This is a genomic window from Rhizobium leguminosarum bv. viciae (assembly GCF_012276115.1).
Taxonomy (GTDB): Bacteria; Pseudomonadota; Alphaproteobacteria; order Rhizobiales; family Rhizobiaceae; genus Rhizobium; species Rhizobium leguminosarum_T.
The window spans coordinates 231,804-249,093 of sequence record NZ_WIEU01000003.1; the positions used below are offsets into that span (position 1 = coordinate 231,804).

The following is a 17,290-nucleotide window of genomic DNA, read 5'->3' on the forward strand; positions in this document are numbered from 1 at the left end:
GCGCCAAAGGGCCCGGCGGAGCGTATCGACCTTAACCCCAGCCCCGAATACGCTCGGCCGGGCCGCCCGGAACTTCGTCCGTAACCGGACGAAGTGTCAGATATTTTTACCAGCCATCACTACGGTCGCGCCAAGGATCGCAGCCGGATCGCCGTCTGCGGTCGCCGATTGCAGCAGGATCGCGCAGCCCTCGAGCTGCGGCCGCTGCAGGACGCTGGCCGGCAGCGTCAGATTGATCGCCTTGCCGTCCCACATGCCAACGGTTTCGACATTGGTGACGCTGTGCAGATAAGAAATCTTCTTGCCGCTGTTCTCGCCCTTTTCGACATCGATCGTCTTTTCCTTATCGAAATAGACCATCACGACATTGGCTTTGCCCTGTCCGGCGCCGATCTTGATCTCCAGCTCGTCGCCGCGCATCGCAGCACTAATCGGAATAGTCAGCCCGTTGCCTTCGCTGCTAAAGGTGTCGATCTTGCTGTTGATGCCATTCAGATCGGCGCCGGCCAGATGGCCGCGTCCGTTGACGATGGCCTGCGGCGTATAGACGTTGCTGCGGCCCATCGTCCTGGCATAGCCGTACTGCCGCTCAGTGTTTTCCTTGGAGCTCAGCGTATCGGCCCAGCCGAGATAATTCCAGTAATCGACGTGATAGGCCAGCGCGATGACATCGCCCTGGTTCACCAGCTTGCGGAAAGCGGCATCAGCGGGAGGACAGGAGGAGCAGCCCTGCGACGTGAAGAGTTCGACGACACCTTTCGGCGTGCCGTCTTCGGCCTGCAGCGGGCCTGAGAGAACAACGCCGGCGATTAGCGGAAGCAAAAAACGGGGGGACATTCACCTGCACCTCTTTTTCAGCGTCGACGGCATGTTTGAACCGGCGGCCCTGACATATGAACGTACGAATAATCCTTCCGGGTCCAAACGAAAAGTCACGAACGGGTGAGACGAAGCTCGACCGGAACCTGCGTAAAACAAATCATCGTGAGCCCGTCCAAATACTGTCGTCGCGCCAAAGAAAAGCCGCCGGAGATTGCTCTCCGGCGGCCATTATCATGCGAGTTTCTTAAAAATCAGGCAGCGAGATCGCGCAGAACCGTCTGCAGGATGCCGCCATTGTTGAGATAGATCACCTCGTCGAGCGTATCGACGCGCGACAGCAGCGGAACCTCCTTCACGGTGCCGTCGCCATAGGTGATCCTGGCGATCTTCATCTCGCGCGGCTTGATCTTTTCGAGGCCTTCGATGGTGACGAGTTCATCGCCCTTGAGGCCGAGGCTCTGCCAGGTCGTGCCCTCTTCGAAGACGAAGGGGATGATGCCCATGCCGACCAGGTTCGAGCGATGGATGCGCTCGAAGGACTGGGCGACCACCGCCTTGACGCCGAGCAGGTTGGTGCCCTTGGCAGCCCAGTCGCGCGAGGAGCCGTTGCCGTATTCGACACCGGCGAAGATGACGAGCGGCACGCCTTCCTGCTTGTACTGCATCGCGGCGTCGTAGATCGAGGTCTCTTCCTTCGACGGGTAATGGATGGTGTAGCCACCTTCCTTGCCGTTCGGGCCGAGCATGTGGTTGCGGATGCGGATATTGGCGAAGGTGCCGCGCATCATCACTTCATGGTTGCCGCGGCGCGTGCCGTACTGGTTGAAGTCGGCAACGGCGACGTCATGGCCGATGAGGTAGGCGCCGGCCGGCGATGCCGCCTTGATCGAACCGGCCGGCGAGATGTGGTCGGTGGTGATCTTGTCGCCGAACAGGCCGAGAACGCGGGCGCCCTTGATATCGGAGACGCCGGTGCCCTTCTTGCCCATGCCGACGAAGTAGGGCGGGTTCTGCACGTAGGTCGAATCATCGTCCCAGGCATAGGTCTGGCCTGGCGGGACCTGGACGGCCTGCCAGTTGACGTCGCCCTTGAAGACATCGGCATATTTGCTTTCGTAGAGTTCGCGGGTCACGTATTTCAGGATGAATTCCTGGACTTCCTTAGAGGTCGGCCAGATGTCCTTGAGATAGACCGGGTTTCCGCTCTGGTCCTCGCCGATCGGCTCCTTGGTCAGATCCATCTGCACCGTACCGGCAAGCGCATAAGCGACGACGAGCGGCGGAGATGCGAGGTAGTTCGCCTGCACGTCGGGCGAGATGCGGCCTTCGAAGTTGCGGTTGCCGGAGAGAACGCCGGAAACGATCAGGCCCTTGTCGTTGATCGTCTTTGAGATCGGCGCCGGCAGCGGGCCGGAATTGCCGATGCAGGTGGTGCAGCCGAAGCCGACGAGGTTGAAGCCGAGCTTGTCGAGATCGGCCTGCAGGCCCGATTTGGCGAGATATTCGCCGACGACCTGGCTTCCCGGTGCCAGCGAGGTCTTCACCCACGGCTTCGTCTTCAGACCCTTGGCAACGGCGTTGCGGGCAAGAAGGCCGGCGGCGATCAGCACTGACGGGTTGGAGGTGTTGGTGCACGACGTGATGGCAGCGATCGCCACGTCGCCGTGGCCGAGATCGAAGTCGGTGCCTTCAACCGCATAGCGATTGTTCAACTGGCCGGGCTTCTTGTAGTCGGCATCCATGGAGCCGGCAAAACCGGTCGCGATGTTCTCGAGCGAAATGCGGCCTTCCGGACGCTTCGGGCCGGCCATCGACGGCACGACGTCGCTAAGATCGAGTTCCAGCGTATCGGTGAAGACGAGCTCGGAGCCGTCGCCCTCACGCCACATGCCTTGCGCCTTCGAATAGGCTTCGACGAGGGCGATCCGGTCATGCGTGCGGCCGGACATGGTAAGGTAGTTGATGGTTTCGCCGTCGACCGGGAAGAAGCCGCAGGTCGCGCCATATTCCGGACCCATGTTGCCGATCGTCGCGCGGTCGGCGAGCGGCATGTTATCCATACCGGGACCGAAGAATTCGACGAACTTCGAAACGACGCCCTTCTTGCGCAGCATCTGCACGACGGTGAGAACGAGGTCGGTCGCCGTGACGCCTTCCTTGAGCTTGCCGGTCAGCTTGAAGCCGATGACTTCGGGCAGCAGCATCGAGACCGGCTGGCCGAGCATCGCGGCCTCCGCTTCGATACCGCCCACACCCCAGCCGAGAACGCCGAGACCGTTGATCATCGTCGTGTGGCTGTCGGTGCCGACGCAGGTATCCGGATAGGCGATCGTCTCGCCGTCCTCTTCCTTGGTCCAGACGGTCTGGCCGAGATATTCGAGATTGACCTGATGACAGATGCCGGTGCCGGGAGGCACGACGCGGAAATTCTTGAAGGCCTGCTGGCCCCACTTCAGGAAGCGGTAGCGCTCGCCGTTGCGTTCGTATTCCAGCTCCACATTCTTGGCGAAAGCCTGCGGCGTGCCGAATTCGTCGACGATGACGGAGTGGTCGATGACGAGGTCGACGGGAACGAGCGGGTTGATCTTCTCCGGATCGCCGCCGAGCGACACCATCGCGTCGCGCATCGCGGCAAGATCGACGACGGCGGGAACGCCGGTGAAGTCCTGCATCAGCACGCGCGCCGGGCGATAGGCGATCTCGTTTTCGACCGCACCCTTATTGTTCAGCCATTCGGCAACGGCCAGGATGTGCTCCTTGGTGACCGACTGGCCGTCTTCGAAGCGCAGCAGGTTTTCGAGCAGCACCTTCATCGAATAGGGAAGCTTCGACACGCCGGCCAGACCGTTTGCCTCAGCCTTGGGCAGGCTGTAATAGACATAGTCCTTCCCGTTCACGGAAAGCGTGGAACGACAATTGAAACTGTCAAGAGATTTAGACACGAGATACCCCGTTTCTGATAGCCAACACAGTCGTGCGAACGCCTATGCACTTAATGCACATCAGGATGCGGGTACGGCCATTTCCGCTGTCCGCACGTGGAACAGACGCTCCAAGTTCGGCGCAAGGATGAAATTCACGCCGACCGCTGGCGTGGTTGCAGGTCTTATAGATAATTTCCTAAAAACTTGCCATACCCGAGCACAGTCAAAATCGGACATTTTTTGACCCCGCCGCAAGCCGAAACCAAGAAAGAGCCGACGCATGCATCTCACCGCCGACAATCTGGCTGCAAGGCGCGGTGAGGATCTCATTTTCGTTAACATTTCCTTTCACTTGGCAGCCGGCGAGGCGCTTGTGCTGACGGGAAAAAATGGATCGGGAAAGTCCACTTTGCTTCGTGTCGTCGCCGGCCTCCTCAGGCCGGAAAAAGGCACTGTCATATTTCACGGCGAAGAGAGCCCGGGAGGCAGGCATCCCGGTGAGGTTAGCCACTACCTCGGCCATCGAAATGCGATGAAGAATGAACTTACGGTTGCAGAAAACCTCGATTTCTGGCGCACCTTTCTCGGCAATGCAGGCTCCGCCACCCTTTCCGTCGAGGACGCCACTGACGCCGTCGGTCTTTCCGGCATCAGCCACCTTCCCTTCGGTTATCTCTCCGCCGGCCAGCAACGCCGGATAGCCTTCGCCAAGCTGCTCGTCGCCCACCGCCCCGTCTGGATCCTCGACGAACCGACCGCAGCACTCGATGCCAGCGCCGACCGGCTGTTTGCCGATTTGATCACGGCGCATCTGGAAAAGGGCGGCATCGTGCTGGCGGCAACGCATCAGCCGCTGGGGCTGAGGAATGCGCAGGAATTGAAGATGACGGGCTTTGCCGGCGTGGATGCGGGGGTGTGGGGATGATGGTCTGCAGGAGCTTGTCAGCGCATGACGTCAAGACCCCTCCCCAACCCCTCCCCACAAGGGGGAGGGGCTATTGTGCCGCGCTGTCCCATACCAACCGCATCGTCGCGATTTGCGAAACGATAACAGCGTGCACACCAGTTGCTTTTGGCCACCGTCGCGCACTGCAGCTTAGCCCCTCCCCCTTGTGGGGAGGGGTTGGGGAGGGGTCTTCCTCACATCCCCGCAACGAGTGCCCCGCATGACCGCCCTCTTCCTCCGCGACCTGAAACTTTCCATCCGCGCCGGCGGCGGCGCGCTGATCGGCGTGCTGTTCTTCCTGACCATCGTCGCCGTCATCCCCTTCGGCGTCGGCCCCGATCTCAAACTGCTGTCGCGCATCGGCCCCGCCATCGTCTGGATCGGCGCCCTGCTTGCCGCCCTTCTCGGCCTCGACCGCCTGTTCCAGGCCGAGCGCGACGACGGATCGCTCGACTTGATGCTGATGCAGGAAACGCCGCTCGTCCTCACCGTGCTGGTCAAATGCTTCGCCCATTGGACGGCCACCAGCCTGCCGCTGGTCATCGCCTCGCCGCTGCTCGGCCTCTTCATGAACATGGACGAAACGGCGATTGCTGCCACCATGCTGACGCTGCTGGTCGGCTCGCCCGCCATCACCTTCATCGGCGCCGTCGGTGCTGCCGTTGCCGTGGCGCTGCCCCGCGGCGGCCTGCTGGTCTCGATCCTCGTGCTGCCGCTGACCATTCCGGTGCTGATCTTCGGCGTCAGCGCCACCTATGCCGCAGTCGAAGATCCCGCCCCCTTCCTGCCGCCCTTCCTGATCCTCATTGCGCTGACACTCTTCTTCGCCGTCATCGGCCCGGCAGCTGCGGCGCTTGCGCTACGAAACACAGCGGATTGATGGGCCATTCGATTGCGGGAAAAGCCGGATCAAGGTAAGGAAGCGGACATGAGCGAAACCAGCCTTGCCATCAGCAAATTCAGTGATCTCGCCAACCCGACGCGGTTTCTGGCGCTGGCGGCGTGCGCCATTCCGTGGCTGGCCGGCATCACCGCCCTCTGTTTCGCGGTCGGCCTCTATCTGAGCTTCGCCACCGAAGGCGATTATCAGCAGGGCGAGACCGTGCGCATCATGTATGTGCATGTGCCCTCGGCCTGGCTTTCGATGATGTGCTATACGATCATGAGCCTCTCGGCGATCGGCACGCTGGTCTGGCGCCATCCGCTGGCCGATGTTTCCGCCAAGGCCGCAGCGCCGCTCGGCGCCGCCTTTACCCTGCTTGCACTCGTCACCGGTTCGCTCTGGGGCAAGCCGATGTGGGGCACCTGGTGGGTCTGGGATGCGCGGCTCACCTCCGTCTTCGTTCTCTTCCTGATGTATCTCGGGCTGATTGCGCTCGGCCGCGCCATCGACGATCCGTCGAAGGCCGCACGCGTCAGCGCCGTGCTCATCCTCGTCGGCTTCGTCAACATCCCGATCATCAAATTCTCGGTCGAGTGGTGGAACACGCTGCACCAATCGGCAAGCGTGCTGCGCCTCGACGGCCCGGCGATCGATCCGGAATTCCTGCGGCCGCTCTTCGTCATGGCGATCGCCTTCACCCTGCTCTTCTTCACGCTGCACATCATGGCGATGAGGAACGAGATCTGGCGCCGCCGCATTGCCGCCCAGCGCCGTCTTGCCGCCCGCATGGCGAGTCGGGAGGATTAATCGTGACGCATGCCTTCTACGTCTACGCTTCCTATGGTTTTGCAGCCCTGGTGACGGTCGCCGTCACGGTCTGGACCTGGGCCGACGGCCACGCCCGCCGCACGGAACTCGCCGCCCTTGAGGCTGCCGGCATTCGCCGCCGTTCGGCGCGCCCCAAGGATAGTGTGGGAGATGGCGAATGAACGACACGCCGGAAAACACCGTCGCCAAGCCGCGCGGGCTGAGCCGTTACGCATTGGCGCTGCTGCCGCTCGTCGTCTTCGGCGGCATTGCGGCCACGGCCGCAAAGATGCTCTACGACCAGGATTTCCATGGCAAGAACATCGCCGAAATTCCCTCCGCCCTGATCGGCACCAAGGCGCCGGCGCTGAACCTGCCGCCGCTCGACGGCTCCAACCTGCCGGCGCTGACCGATGCCGCAATCAAGGGCAAGCTGACCCTCGTCAACGTCTTCGCCTCATGGTGCCTCCCCTGCCGGGACGAACATCCGATATTGAAAGAACTGGCAAAAGACGGACGGCTGAACATCGTCGCCATCAATTACAAGGACCAGAACGACAACGCCCTGCGTTTCCTCGGCGAACTCGGCAACCCCTTTCGGGCGATCGGCATCGATCCGAACGGCAAGGCAGCGATCGACTGGGGTGTCTACGGCATTCCGGAAAGCTATCTGGTCGGGCCTGACGGCACGATCCTCTACAAGCGCGTCGGACCCTTCGACGATATCAGCCTGAAGGAAGGCCTTTTCCCCGCGATGGAAAAGGCGCTCGGCAAGCCCGCTTCGTAACGATCGCGCCACAAAGCCCCCTCCCCAACCCCTCCCCACAAGGGGGAGGGGTTAAGTTGTGGCGCCTGCCTCACAAACAAATAGACCAACCGCACAGTCGACGTTCAATAGGGCTCACGACGAGAGCCGCCTGTTAAGCCCCTCCCCCTTGTGGGGAGGGGTTGGGGAGGGGTCTTATCGGGACAAAGAAGCCCTACACCCCGCCCTGCCAGACCTTGATGGCCTCCACCGGCCAGATCAGCATCACAACGTTGAGCGTCAGGTTGTCGCGGATTATGTAGCCAGTGAAAATCTCGAAGAAGATGGCGATCGCCACCGTGAGCGCCACCGGTGCGCGACGCGCGAAGAAGAAGCCGACGCACATGAAGACGGTGTCCATCGCCGAATTCAGGATGCTGTCGCCGTAATAATCGAGCGCGATCGTCGCCGTGCGGTAACGGTCGATGATGAGAGGGGAGTTTTCGAGCAGTTCCCAGCCGGATTCAATCACCAGCGCCAGCAGCAGCCTTGCCGCCAGCGGCTTGCCGCGCAGGATGAGATGCGCGAGGCCGTAAAACAGGAAGCCGTGGATGATGTGTGACGGCGTGTACCAATCCGACAGATGCTGCGAATTGCCGCTGGTATTGACCCCGCCCTCCCACAGTTTGACAGTGCCGCAGGCACAGATCGGCACGCGGCCCATCATAAATTCGGCAGCGATCTGAATGACCAAGATCGCAAGGCAGGCGACAAACCAGAAGTTCTGGTGTCTTACGCGAGATTCTACGTCGACAGCGCTCACTTCTCGCCTTCCGTTTCCAGGTTGACGCTATGTTTCAGCACCAGCGGCATCTGCGCCAGCGTGAAGATGATGGTGATCGGCATCGTGCCCCAGACCTTGAAGGCGACCCAGGTACCGTCGGAAAAATTGCGCCAGACGACTTCGTTCAGCACGGCAAGGAAGAGAAAGAAGATACCCCAGCGGATGGTGAGCTTGCGCCAGCCCTCGGCATCGAGCTGGAAGGCGGCGTTGAAGACATAGCCGAGCAACGACTTGCCGAAGGCCAGCCCGCCGAGCAGCGCCACGCCGAAGAGCGCGTTGACGATCGTCGGCTTCATCTTGATGAAGGTCTCGTTCTGCAGCCAGATCGACAGCGAGCCGAAGATGACGACGACGATCCCGGATACAAAAGGCATGATCGGCAGATGGCCGAGCACGATCTTCGAAACGATCAACGAGATGATCGTCGCCGCCATGAAGAGGCCGGTCGCGACGAACAGCGGCCCGCCCAGCTCGGAAAGACCAGGAAATTTCTCCACCAGCCACTGGCCGCGCAGATTGGCGAAGAAGAAGATCATCAGCGGCCCGAGTTCCAGCGCCAGTTTCAGCAGCGGGTGATGCCGGTCGGCAGCAGACGGGGTGATATCGCTCTCGGTGCTCATGCGTTCTTAAACCTGTTTTCCTGGAAACTGTTTCCGGCCGTGCCCTGCAGGCTTTCGGCGGCATATCTGTGGCATCATTGCCCAAGTCCGGCAATGGCATGGGCAAAATCCTCGGCCTCGAACGGCTCCAGGTCCTCGACACCCTCGCCGACGCCGATGAAATAGACCGGCAGCTTGTGCTTGGCGGAGATGGCGACGAGAATGCCGCCGCGCGCCGTGCCGTCGAGCTTGGTCATGATCAGCCCATTGACGCCGGCGACGTTGCGGAAGATCTCGACCTGGCTGAGCGCGTTCTGCCCCGTCGTGGCATCGAGCGTCTGCAGCACGGTATGCGGCGCGTCGGGATCGAGTTTGCCGAGCACGCGCACGATCTTCTCGAGCTCGGCCATCAGCTCTGCCTTGTTCTGCAGGCGGCCAGCGGTATCGACGATCAGCACGTCGCATTTTTTCGCCTTTGCCTGTTCGAAGGCATCATAGGCAAGGCCGGCGGCATCGGCGCCGAGCTTGGTGCCGATGAATTCGGAATTTGTCCGATCGGCCCAGATTTTCAGCTGCTCGATTGCCGCTGCCCGGAATGTATCGCCGGCAGCCAGCATCACCTTCAGCCCGGCGCCGGAAAGCTTTGCCGCAAGCTTGCCGATCGTCGTCGTCTTGCCGGTGCCGTTGACGCCGACGACGAGGATGACATGCGGCTTGTGCGAGAGGTCGAGCTGCAACGGCTTGGCGACCGGCTTCAGCACCTTGGCGATTTCCGACGCCATGACCCGGCTGACATCCTCGCCGGTCACATCCTTGCCATAGCGCTCGGAAGCAAGCGTGTCGGTGACGCGCATGGCGGTCTCGACGCCGAGATCGGCCTGGATCAGCAGGTCTTCGAGATCCTGCAGCGTCTCGTCATCGAGCTTGCGCTTGGTGAAGAGCGCAGTGATCTGGCCGGTCAGTTGCGAAGAGGTGCGTGCAAGGCCGTTGCGCAGGCGCTGGAACCAGCTGAGTTTTGGCTGCAGGACAACGGGCTCCGGCTCGACGACCTTCGGGCCGGTGGCAAAACCTCTGGGGAGGATGGGAGAGCCGGTCTCCGGTTCTACCGCGGGGCTACCCCCCTCTGCCCTGCCGGGCATCTCCCCCACAGGTGGGGAGATTGGCTGGGAGGGCGAATCCAACCCTGCATCATCCTCAGTCGGAATCTCTCCCGGCTCGGTCGGAATCTCTTCCGGAAGCTTTTCGACGATCTCTTCGAGGTTAGCCGGCTGTTCTAGCGCTCCGGTCTCCAGAGGATCTCCTGCCCCGTCGGAGAAATGTTCCGGAGGAACAGAAGCGGGTATTTCCGTAACGGGTTCGGCGACCGTCTGGCTTTCAGCCTCCACCTCCGCTGCCGCCTCGGCTTCCAGCAATGAGAGCGGCACAACACTCATGTCGCTCAACTGGTCGGCGGCGGGCAGGATTGCGGATTCGACATCATCGTCAGCAACCGGTGCTTCGACTCCGCCGTCGTCAATATCGGCAGCCGGCCCGCCGGCCGTATCCATTTCCTCGGCCAGCACCGGATCGTCGGCAACCGGCAGATCTTCGTCGCGCGAACGCGGCTCCAGCTCCCTTTCCACGGCCGCAGGCACAGGTTCTTCAGCCGGCTTGCCGAAGGTGAAGACCTTTTTGATAAAACTGAGCGTCATGGGGATTCCGTGAAAGTCAGGCCGCGGCTGCGGCCGTCAATTGCATGTCGAGATGCTTGCCATTGTGGCCGGTGATCGTGACCGGCACAAGTTCGCCGGGACGAAGGCCGGGGGCCGCGACCAGCGTGAAGTTCTCCGTATGCGCCAGGCCGTTGTTTTCAACAAGCAGCCATTGCCGGGTTCCGATCATCCCATCGAGATGGGATTGATGCAGCATATGTCCAGCGGCGCGCAGCCTTGCGGCGCGATCCTTGACCAGCGACCGGTCGAGCTGCGGCATGCGGGCGGCCGGTGTGCCGGGACGCGGACTGTAGGGGAAGACATGCAGATGAGCGATGCCAGCCTCTTCGGCCAGCCTCACGGCATTCTCGAACATCTCTTCGGTTTCGGTAGGAAAGCCCGCAATCATATCGGCGCCGAAGCTCATCTCGGGGCGGAGGCGGCGCGCATCCTCGATGAAACGCAACGCATCGGCGCGTAAATGCCGGCGCTTCATGCGCTTCAGGATCATGTCGTCGCCATGCTGCAGCGACAGATGCAGATGCGGCATGAAACGTGGCTCGTCGGCGATGAGATCCATCAGGTGGGCGTCGGCCTCGATGCTGTCGATCGAGGAAAGCCTGAGCCGGCGGATATCGGGGATCTGCTTCAGCAACGTCTTCGCCAACAGCCCGAGCGTCGGGGCGCCGGGCAGATCGCTGCCATAGCTGGTGGCATCGACCCCGGTCAGCACGATCTCGCGATAACCGCCGTCGACGAGATTGCGGGCCTGATCGACGACGGCTCCCATCGGTACGGAGCGGGAATTGCCGCGGCCATAGGGAATGATGCAGAAAGTGCAGCGATGGTCGCAGCCGTTCTGGACCTGGATGAAGGCGCGCACATGGCCGTCGATGTGCCCGACCATCTGCGGCGCCGTCGCCTTGACGCTCATGATGTCGTTGACCCGGAGCTTCTCTTCGGCCGAAACGCCGAAATCCGGCAGGCTAAGATAGGAGGCGCTCGTCAGCTTCTCCTCGTTGCCGAGCACAGCATCGACCTCCGCCATCGCGGCGAAGGTCTGCTTTTCCGTCTGCGCGGCGCAGCCGGTGACGATGATGCGGGCATGCGGATTGTCGCGTCGTGCCCGGCGGATCGCCTGGCGGGCCTGGCGCACGGCCTCGCCGGTCACGGCACAGGTGTTGACCAGGATGGCGTTGTTGAGCCCGGCCTTTTCAGCCTGCGCCTTCATCACTTCGGATTCATATGTGTTGAGGCGGCAGCCGAAGGTAATGACCTCGATGCCGCTCACTGCGCCTCCGCCTCTCGGGTACCATCGCGCGACCAGAGACCGGTCGAAGGATCGACCCTGCCCGACCATTCCCATTCGGCCGGGCCGGTCATGATGACATGATCGTCGCGCTCGCGCCATTCGATGGAAAGCGTGGCCGGCGGCTTGGCGCTTGCCACATTGATCGTCACCTTGCGGCCGGTGCGGCCGGTGCGCGCAGCACTGACGGCAGCAGAACAGGCAGCCGAACCGCAGGCAAGCGTCAGTCCCGCGCCGCGCTCCCAGGTGCGCGTCGTCACCGATGTCGGCGACGTCACTTGCGCCAGCGTGATATTGGCGCGCTCGGGAAACATCGGATGATTCTCGAGCAGCGGTCCGAAGCGGGCGAGATCATAGGACATCACATCCCTGTCCACCCAGAAGATCGCATGCGGATTGCCCATCGACATCACTGAGGGCGAATGCAGCACCGGCTTGTCGATCGGGCCGATCTGCAACTCGATGCGGCTGGTGTCGTGGAATTCTTCCGCCAGCGGGATCCTGTCCCAATCGAACACAGGCCGGCCCATATCGACCGAGATCGTCCCGTCCTCGTGCTCGACGGCGTTGAGGATGCCGGCGACCGTCTGGAAGGTAAAGACCTTCCTGCCGGTCTCGGCGGCAAGCGCCTGCACCACGCAGCGCGTGCCGTTGCCGCAGGCCTGCGCCTTCGAGCCATCGGAATTCAGGATATCGATGAAGGCATCGGTGCCTTGGGCCTTCGGATCATGGATCGCCATGATCTGATCGAACTCAGTCTGCGGATCGGCATTGAGCGCGACCGCCGCCGCCGGCGTCACCTTGTCCGGCCGGCCGCGCATGTCGACGACCAGGATCTTGTTGCCAAGCCCGTTCATCCTCGCAAATTCGACCGTTGCGCTCATGGGTATCATTCCGTCTGTCTTTCCGGTGTATATGGCGGAAATGCGAAGGAATTACCAGTGGGTGAGTGCCGGGCAGGCGTTGCGGCCCGCTGACCCCGTCGAGGCAGCGGTTCGGCTTTTACCGCTGCGCACCGTCGGGATCGAAGGACGCAGCATGGGCTTCGAGAATAGCTGCGGTGATGACCTTTCTCAGCTCGTAGACCAGCGAGCGGGACCGCTTGCGATCCAGATCCTGTGCCGCCTTCGCCAGATTCAGGCCTTCGTTCAGGACAATATGATGGGCCCGCGCCAGCGCCCAGCTCTCAATATCAGCATTTAGCATTCGATATCTCCGCCGATTCATTCGGCATCAAGGATATTCACGAATCATTTTACAGGACGCACTTAAGTAGAAAATAGAATCATAAGCAGAATAATTTGCAACTGGCGTTGACAGCGAATTCGGCCGCCGGGGTAGCAATATATATCGGCAAAACCTGAAACGCTGGCGGATTGCGCAAGCCAATACATCACTTTGTTTGAGTATGTACTTTCGCTGCAACCAATGGACGAAACACTGCCGCCCTCTCGTCAAACGGCTTCTGAGAAGTCGGTCATGCGGTCATTTGTCCGCATCGCCTTGACTTTCGCGCGGCTTTCCTGTTTATCGCGCCCAATCCGCGACGAGCCACACGACTCCGAGCCGCCGACCGGGACCTTAAGATCCCGGAGGTCAACACCCGACAGCGCGATGCGCCCTCGGGTGCTTTTTGGCTTTGCGTCTTGTTTTCGTCAAGGAAAAGCACGACGTTTCCGGGCATATCCCAACCTGCCCGAAACGTATCAAGGAAGAGCCGATGTTTGAAAACCTCCAGGACCGTCTTGGATCCATTCTGAATGGACTGACAGGCCGTGGCGCGCTTTCGGAAGCCGATGTTTCCGCAGCGCTGCGCGAGGTTCGCCGTGCGTTGCTGGAGGCCGATGTCGCGCTCGACGTCGTGCGTTCGTTCACCGACCGCGTGCGTGAAAAGGCCGTCGGCGCCGAGATCCTAAAGGCGATCAAGCCCGGCCAGATGGTCGTCAAGATCGTGCATGACGAACTGATCGAGATGCTGGGCGGCGAAGGGGTCGGCATCGACCTGCATGCGCCGGCCCCCGTCGTCGTCATGATGGTCGGCCTGCAGGGCTCCGGCAAGACGACGACGTCGGCGAAGATCGCCCACCGCCTGTCGACGCGCGAGAAGAAGAAGGTGCTGATGGCGTCGCTCGACACGCGCCGTCCGGCAGCCCAGGAGCAGCTTCGCCAGCTCGGCGCGCAGGCCAATATCGACACGCTGCCTGTTATATCAGGCCAGTCGCCGACCGATATCGCCGCCCGCGCCGTGCAGGCGGCCAAGCTTGGCGGCCATGATGTCGTCATCCTCGATACCGCCGGCCGCACGCATATCGACGAGCCCTTGATGGTCGAGATGGCCGACATCAAGAAGCGGTCGAACCCGCATGAAATCCTGCTGGTCGCCGACAGCCTCACCGGCCAGGACGCCGTCAACCTCGCCCGCAGTTTTGACGAACGCGTCGGCATCACCGGTCTGGTGCTGACCCGCATGGACGGTGACGGCCGCGGCGGTGCCGCCCTTTCGATGCGCGCCGTCACCGGCAAGCCGATCAAGCTGATCGGCGTCGGCGAGAAGATGAGCGAGCTGGAGGAATTCCATCCCCGCCGCATCGCCGACCGCATCCTCGGCATGGGCGACATCGTCTCGCTCGTCGAGCGCGCGTCCGAAAACATCGACGCCGAGAAGGCGGCCGCCATGGCCGCCAAGATGGCCAAGGGCAAGTTCGATCTCGACGACCTCGCCGACCAGCTGCGCCAGATGCAGAAGATGGGCGGCATGGGCGGCATCATGGGCATGATGCCCGGCATGGCCGGCATGAAGGACAAGATGGCCGCAGCCGGCCTCGACGACAAGCTTTTCGGCCGCCAGATCGCCATCATCCAGTCGATGACCAAGGCAGAGCGCACCAATCCCGACCTGCTCAAGCATTCGCGCAAGAAGCGCATCGCCGCCGGTTCCGGCACCGATGCCGCCGCCATCAACAAGCTTCTGAAGATGCACCGCCAGATGGCGGACATGATGAAGATGATGGGCGGCAAGGGCAAAGGCGGCATGATGAAGCAGATGATGGGCGGCCTAGCCGGCAAGATGGGGCTCGGCGGCGGCATGGGTGGCGGCATGCCCGATCTTTCGAATATCGATCCCCGGCAGCTCGAGGCCTTGCAGAAGCAGGCGGAAGCGGCGGGGCTTGGAAAACCGGGTGGGGGCATGCCCGGTCTCGGCGGTCTGCCGGGTGGTTTGTCGGGCCTCGGCGGCGCCAAGCTGCCGGGCCTCGGCGGTGGTTTCCCGGGATTGCCCGGATTGCCGAAGAAGAAGTGAAAGGATCGCTTGCCCCATGATTGATCCAGACGTCAAAGCCCAGCTCGCGAGCTATCGTCAGTCGATCGACAATATCGATGCCGCTCTCGTGCACATGCTGGCCGAACGCTTCCGCTGCACCAAAGAGGTCGGCGTGCTGAAGGCCAAATACAATTTGCCGCCGGCCGACCCGGCGCGCGAGGAATACCAGATCGAACGCCTTCGCCAGCTGGCGAAAGCCGCCAATCTGGACCCGGATTTCGCCGAGAAGTTCCTGAACTTCGTCATCAAGGAAGTCATCCGGCATCATGAGCAGATCGCTGCGGATCACGCTGAACAGAGCGCTGCAGCCCGATAACCGTACCGCTCAAGAAAGCGGTCAAGAAAAGCCCAAGGAGTAAAGAACATGGCACTGAAAATTCGTCTCGCCCGCGGTGGTTCCAAGAAGCGCCCGTACTACCACGTCGTTCTCGCCGATGCGCGCAGCCCGCGTGACGGCCGCTTCCTCGAAAACCTCGGTTCCTGGAACCCGATGCTTGCCAAGGATGATGAGAAGCGCGTTCAGCTGAACGCCGAGCGCATCAAGCACTGGATCGAACACGGCGCCCAGCCGACCGACCGCGTTCTGCGCTTCCTCGACGAGGCAGGCGTTGCCAAGCGCGAAGCCAAGAACAACCCGGTCAAGGCAAAGCCCGGCAAGCGCGCCCAGGAACGCACCGCCGAAAAGGCTCAGAAGGTCGCCGACGCCGCCGCTGCTGCAGCAGACGCCGCGGAATAATCGCGACATTCCCTTCGAGCGGGCGGCATGGCGACATGCCGCCCGTTTTCGTTTCCAATCGCACGCACTTCGTTTATGAGAAACCTGTCTTTCGGCTTCACATGAAGGAACCCATGACAAAGCTTGAAAACCCCGTTCTGATGGCGACGATCGGTGGCGCGCAAGGCCTCCGGGGCGAGGTGCGCGCCAAGGCCTATACGGCCGATCCCGGCGCGCTTGGCGACTACGGCCATCTGCACAGCATGGACGGCCGCAGCTTCGAAGTCCTCGAAATCCGCGAGATGAAGAATGTCGTCGTCGTCCGTTTCCGCGGCGTCAACGACCGCAATGCCGCCGAGGCCCTGAACGGGCTTGAACTCTATATCGAGCGGGACAACCTGCCGGACGAGGAGCTGGAGGACGACGAGTTCTACTATGCCGATCTCGAAGGGCTCGAGGCGCGCGACGACAACGGTGTCAGCTATGGCACGGTTACCGGCGTCTTCGATTTCGGCGCTGGCGACCTGCTCGAGCTCAAAGGTCCGGGCAAGCGCCCGGTGCTGATCCCCTTCTCCGAAGCCTCGGTGCTGGAGATCGACCTCGAGGCCGGCACGCTGCTGATCGATCCGCTGGCGGCGGGGCTGGTCGACGATCCCGAAGAGCTTTCGAAATTCACTCCCGACAAGCCGAAAAAGAAGAAGTAATGGCTTTCCGGGCGAGCGTGCTGACACTTTATCCGGAAATGTTTCCGGGGCATCTGGGCTTCTCGCTCGCCGGCAAGGCGATGGAGCGGGGGCAATGGTCGCTGGACACGGTGCAGATTCGCGACTTCGCCACCGATAGACACCGCACCGTCGACGACACCCCGGCCGGCGGCGGCGCCGGCATGGTGCTGAAACCAGACATTCTCGCCCGCGCGATCGACAGCGCCTCAGAAAACGATACCCGCCCGCGCCTGCTGATGAGCCCGCGCGGCAAGCCGCTGACGCAGGAGCGTGTGCGCGCGCTCGCGGCGGGCGACGGCGTCATCATCGTCTGCGGCCGCTTCGAGGGCGTCGACCAGCGGGTGATCGAGGCGCGCGGACTGGAAGAGGTCTCGATCGGCGACTACGTGCTGTCAGGCGGCGAGCCAGCGGCGCTGATCGTGCTCGATGCCATCATCCGCATCCTGCCCGGCGTCATGGGCAACGATCTTTCCGGCCTGCACGAAAGCTTCGAAGGCGGACTGCTGGAACATCCGCATTATACCCGGCCGCAGGAATGGGAAGGCCGGGAAATCCCCGCGATCCTCACCTCGGGCAACCACGGCGCGATCGAGAAATGGCGGCATCAGGAAGCGGTGCGGCTGACGCGGGAGCGGCGGCCGGATCTGCTGGAAAAGGCCGGCGCATCGCCCGGAAAATCGGGATCGAATTTCGGAAAGCACGATGCGTAGATTCAAAATGCTACAGCGTCCTTTGCGCGTCTGAAAACACGCGCGGCGCTATAAAGTGAGAAAAACGGCTGATTTCGCAGCCCTTTTCACAAAAATGCCGTCCAAGGGATGACAAGCCCTGGCCTTTCGTGTATTGGCGCACGCGGAAATGGGGTTTATCCCCGTCTGCCAGCAAACAAAGAATGGCGAATCCGCTCCCGCCCTTGACGGGCAAAGTCCTGAGGCCAGTTCCGAAGGATCAGTGTCGAGCG

18 protein-coding genes are annotated in these 17,290 nt (G+C 61.9%); 10 read left to right on the forward strand and 8 right to left on the reverse strand.

The window, feature by feature from the left end; genetic code table 11:
- Window positions 1-96 precede the first annotated feature (96 nt).
- Both GFM02_RS07015 and acnA read right to left on the reverse strand, forming a co-directional pair.
- Complete coding sequence (locus tag GFM02_RS07015; protein WP_020052036.1) at window positions 97-837, reverse strand: DUF1223 domain-containing protein; 741 nt, start codon at window positions 835-837, stop codon at window positions 97-99.
- A gap of 236 nt (window positions 838-1,073) precedes the next feature.
- A complete protein-coding gene (gene acnA, locus GFM02_RS07020; protein ID WP_168321244.1) occupies window positions 1,074-3,764 on the reverse strand; it encodes an aconitate hydratase AcnA in 2,691 nt (896 codons plus the stop codon).
- Window positions 3,765-4,026: 262 nt separating this feature from the next.
- Here acnA and ccmA point away from each other — a divergent pair, with 262 nt between their 5' ends.
- The 5 genes from ccmA to GFM02_RS07045 all read left to right on the forward strand — a co-directional run bounded on the left by ccmA (window position 4,027) and on the right by GFM02_RS07045 (window position 7,169).
- Entirely contained in the window at window positions 4,027-4,671 is a 645-nt protein-coding gene (gene ccmA / locus GFM02_RS07025) for a heme ABC exporter ATP-binding protein CcmA (RefSeq protein WP_168321245.1), read from the forward strand.
- Window positions 4,672-4,912: 241 nt separating this feature from the next.
- Complete coding sequence (gene ccmB / locus GFM02_RS07030) at window positions 4,913-5,572, forward strand: heme exporter protein CcmB (protein ID WP_162116902.1); 660 nt, start codon at window positions 4,913-4,915, stop codon at window positions 5,570-5,572.
- Window positions 5,573-5,620: 48 nt separating this feature from the next.
- Complete coding sequence (locus GFM02_RS07035; protein ID WP_168321246.1) at window positions 5,621-6,382, forward strand: heme ABC transporter permease; 762 nt, start codon at window positions 5,621-5,623, stop codon at window positions 6,380-6,382.
- A 2-nt stretch (window positions 6,383-6,384) separates the two neighbouring features.
- Window positions 6,385-6,564: a heme exporter protein CcmD gene (ccmD, locus tag GFM02_RS34995; RefSeq protein ID WP_168321247.1), complete on the forward strand. Its 180-nt coding sequence runs from the start codon at window positions 6,385-6,387 to the stop codon at window positions 6,562-6,564.
- Window positions 6,561-7,169: a DsbE family thiol:disulfide interchange protein gene (locus tag GFM02_RS07045; protein WP_168321248.1), complete on the forward strand. Its 609-nt coding sequence runs from the start codon at window positions 6,561-6,563 to the stop codon at window positions 7,167-7,169. The genes ccmD and GFM02_RS07045 overlap by 4 nt, the downstream gene beginning before the upstream one ends.
- A gap of 193 nt (window positions 7,170-7,362) precedes the next feature.
- Here GFM02_RS07045 and GFM02_RS07050 read toward each other — a convergent pair whose 3' ends face one another.
- From GFM02_RS07050 to GFM02_RS07075, 6 genes are all read right to left on the reverse strand, one after another.
- Window positions 7,363-7,950 carry a DUF2585 domain-containing protein gene (locus GFM02_RS07050; protein WP_020052043.1) on the reverse strand — a complete coding sequence of 196 codons (588 nt, stop codon included), beginning with the start codon at window positions 7,948-7,950 and terminating at the stop codon, window positions 7,363-7,365.
- Window positions 7,947-8,591 carry a septation protein A gene (locus GFM02_RS07055; protein WP_168283329.1) on the reverse strand — a complete coding sequence of 215 codons (645 nt, stop codon included), beginning with the start codon at window positions 8,589-8,591 and terminating at the stop codon, window positions 7,947-7,949. The genes GFM02_RS07050 and GFM02_RS07055 overlap by 4 nt, the downstream gene beginning before the upstream one ends.
- A 74-nt stretch (window positions 8,592-8,665) precedes the next feature.
- Window positions 8,666-10,261 carry a signal recognition particle-docking protein FtsY gene (gene ftsY, locus GFM02_RS07060; protein WP_168321249.1) on the reverse strand — a complete coding sequence of 532 codons (1,596 nt, stop codon included), beginning with the start codon at window positions 10,259-10,261 and terminating at the stop codon, window positions 8,666-8,668.
- Window positions 10,262-10,277: 16 nt separating this feature from the next.
- Entirely contained in the window at window positions 10,278-11,552 is a 1,275-nt protein-coding gene (gene mtaB / locus GFM02_RS07065) for a tRNA (N(6)-L-threonylcarbamoyladenosine(37)-C(2))-methylthiotransferase MtaB (RefSeq protein ID WP_168321250.1), read from the reverse strand.
- Complete coding sequence (dapF, locus tag GFM02_RS07070; protein ID WP_168321251.1) at window positions 11,549-12,454, reverse strand: diaminopimelate epimerase; 906 nt, start codon at window positions 12,452-12,454, stop codon at window positions 11,549-11,551. Before dapF ends, mtaB begins: the two co-directional genes overlap by 4 nt.
- Window positions 12,455-12,572: 118 nt before the next feature.
- Entirely contained in the window at window positions 12,573-12,797 is a 225-nt protein-coding gene (locus tag GFM02_RS07075) for a hypothetical protein (RefSeq protein ID WP_020052048.1), read from the reverse strand.
- 493 nt (window positions 12,798-13,290) lie between these two features.
- On the opposite strand from GFM02_RS07075, the gene ffh reads away from it, so the two are divergent.
- From ffh to trmD, 5 genes are all read left to right on the forward strand, one after another.
- On the forward strand, window positions 13,291-14,868 hold the full coding sequence (ffh, locus tag GFM02_RS07080; RefSeq protein ID WP_168321252.1) for a signal recognition particle protein: 1,578 nt from the start codon (window positions 13,291-13,293) through the stop codon (window positions 14,866-14,868).
- Between the two features lie 16 nt (window positions 14,869-14,884).
- On the forward strand, window positions 14,885-15,205 hold the full coding sequence (locus GFM02_RS07085) for a chorismate mutase (RefSeq protein WP_011427149.1): 321 nt from the start codon (window positions 14,885-14,887) through the stop codon (window positions 15,203-15,205).
- Between the two features lie 48 nt (window positions 15,206-15,253).
- On the forward strand, window positions 15,254-15,625 hold the full coding sequence (rpsP, locus tag GFM02_RS07090; RefSeq protein ID WP_020052050.1) for a 30S ribosomal protein S16: 372 nt from the start codon (window positions 15,254-15,256) through the stop codon (window positions 15,623-15,625).
- A gap of 113 nt (window positions 15,626-15,738) precedes the next feature.
- Window positions 15,739-16,308: a ribosome maturation factor RimM gene (gene rimM / locus GFM02_RS07095; protein ID WP_168321253.1), complete on the forward strand. Its 570-nt coding sequence runs from the start codon at window positions 15,739-15,741 to the stop codon at window positions 16,306-16,308.
- A complete protein-coding gene (trmD, locus tag GFM02_RS07100) occupies window positions 16,308-17,039 on the forward strand; it encodes a tRNA (guanosine(37)-N1)-methyltransferase TrmD (protein WP_168321254.1) in 732 nt (243 codons plus the stop codon). The genes rimM and trmD overlap by 1 nt, the downstream gene beginning before the upstream one ends.
- Window positions 17,040-17,290 lie beyond the last annotated feature (251 nt).

What these genes read in the sequence shown, in the direction of transcription:
- GFM02_RS07015 (WP_020052036.1), bottom strand. Translation starts at nt 837, where the DNA reads ATGTCCCCCCGTTTTTTGCTTCCGCTAATCGCCGGCGTTGTTCTCTCA.
- ccmA (WP_168321245.1), top strand. Translation starts at nt 4,027, where the DNA reads ATGCATCTCACCGCCGACAATCTGGCTGCAAGGCGCGGTGAGGATCTC.
- ccmB (WP_162116902.1), top strand. Translation starts at nt 4,913, where the DNA reads ATGACCGCCCTCTTCCTCCGCGACCTGAAACTTTCCATCCGCGCCGGC.
- GFM02_RS07035 (WP_168321246.1), top strand. Translation starts at nt 5,621, where the DNA reads ATGAGCGAAACCAGCCTTGCCATCAGCAAATTCAGTGATCTCGCCAAC.
- GFM02_RS07045 (WP_168321248.1), top strand. Translation starts at nt 6,561, where the DNA reads ATGAACGACACGCCGGAAAACACCGTCGCCAAGCCGCGCGGGCTGAGC.
- GFM02_RS07055 (WP_168283329.1), bottom strand. Translation starts at nt 8,591, where the DNA reads ATGAGCACCGAGAGCGATATCACCCCGTCTGCTGCCGACCGGCATCAC.
- ftsY (WP_168321249.1), bottom strand. Translation starts at nt 10,261, where the DNA reads ATGACGCTCAGTTTTATCAAAAAGGTCTTCACCTTCGGCAAGCCGGCT.
- dapF (WP_168321251.1), bottom strand. Translation starts at nt 12,454, where the DNA reads ATGAGCGCAACGGTCGAATTTGCGAGGATGAACGGGCTTGGCAACAAG.
- GFM02_RS07075 (WP_020052048.1), bottom strand. Translation starts at nt 12,797, where the DNA reads ATGAATCGGCGGAGATATCGAATGCTAAATGCTGATATTGAGAGCTGG.
- ffh (WP_168321252.1), top strand. Translation starts at nt 13,291, where the DNA reads ATGTTTGAAAACCTCCAGGACCGTCTTGGATCCATTCTGAATGGACTG.
- GFM02_RS07085 (WP_011427149.1), top strand. Translation starts at nt 14,885, where the DNA reads ATGATTGATCCAGACGTCAAAGCCCAGCTCGCGAGCTATCGTCAGTCG.
- rpsP (WP_020052050.1), top strand. Translation starts at nt 15,254, where the DNA reads ATGGCACTGAAAATTCGTCTCGCCCGCGGTGGTTCCAAGAAGCGCCCG.
- rimM (WP_168321253.1), top strand. Translation starts at nt 15,739, where the DNA reads ATGACAAAGCTTGAAAACCCCGTTCTGATGGCGACGATCGGTGGCGCG.
- trmD (WP_168321254.1), top strand. Translation starts at nt 16,308, where the DNA reads ATGGCTTTCCGGGCGAGCGTGCTGACACTTTATCCGGAAATGTTTCCG.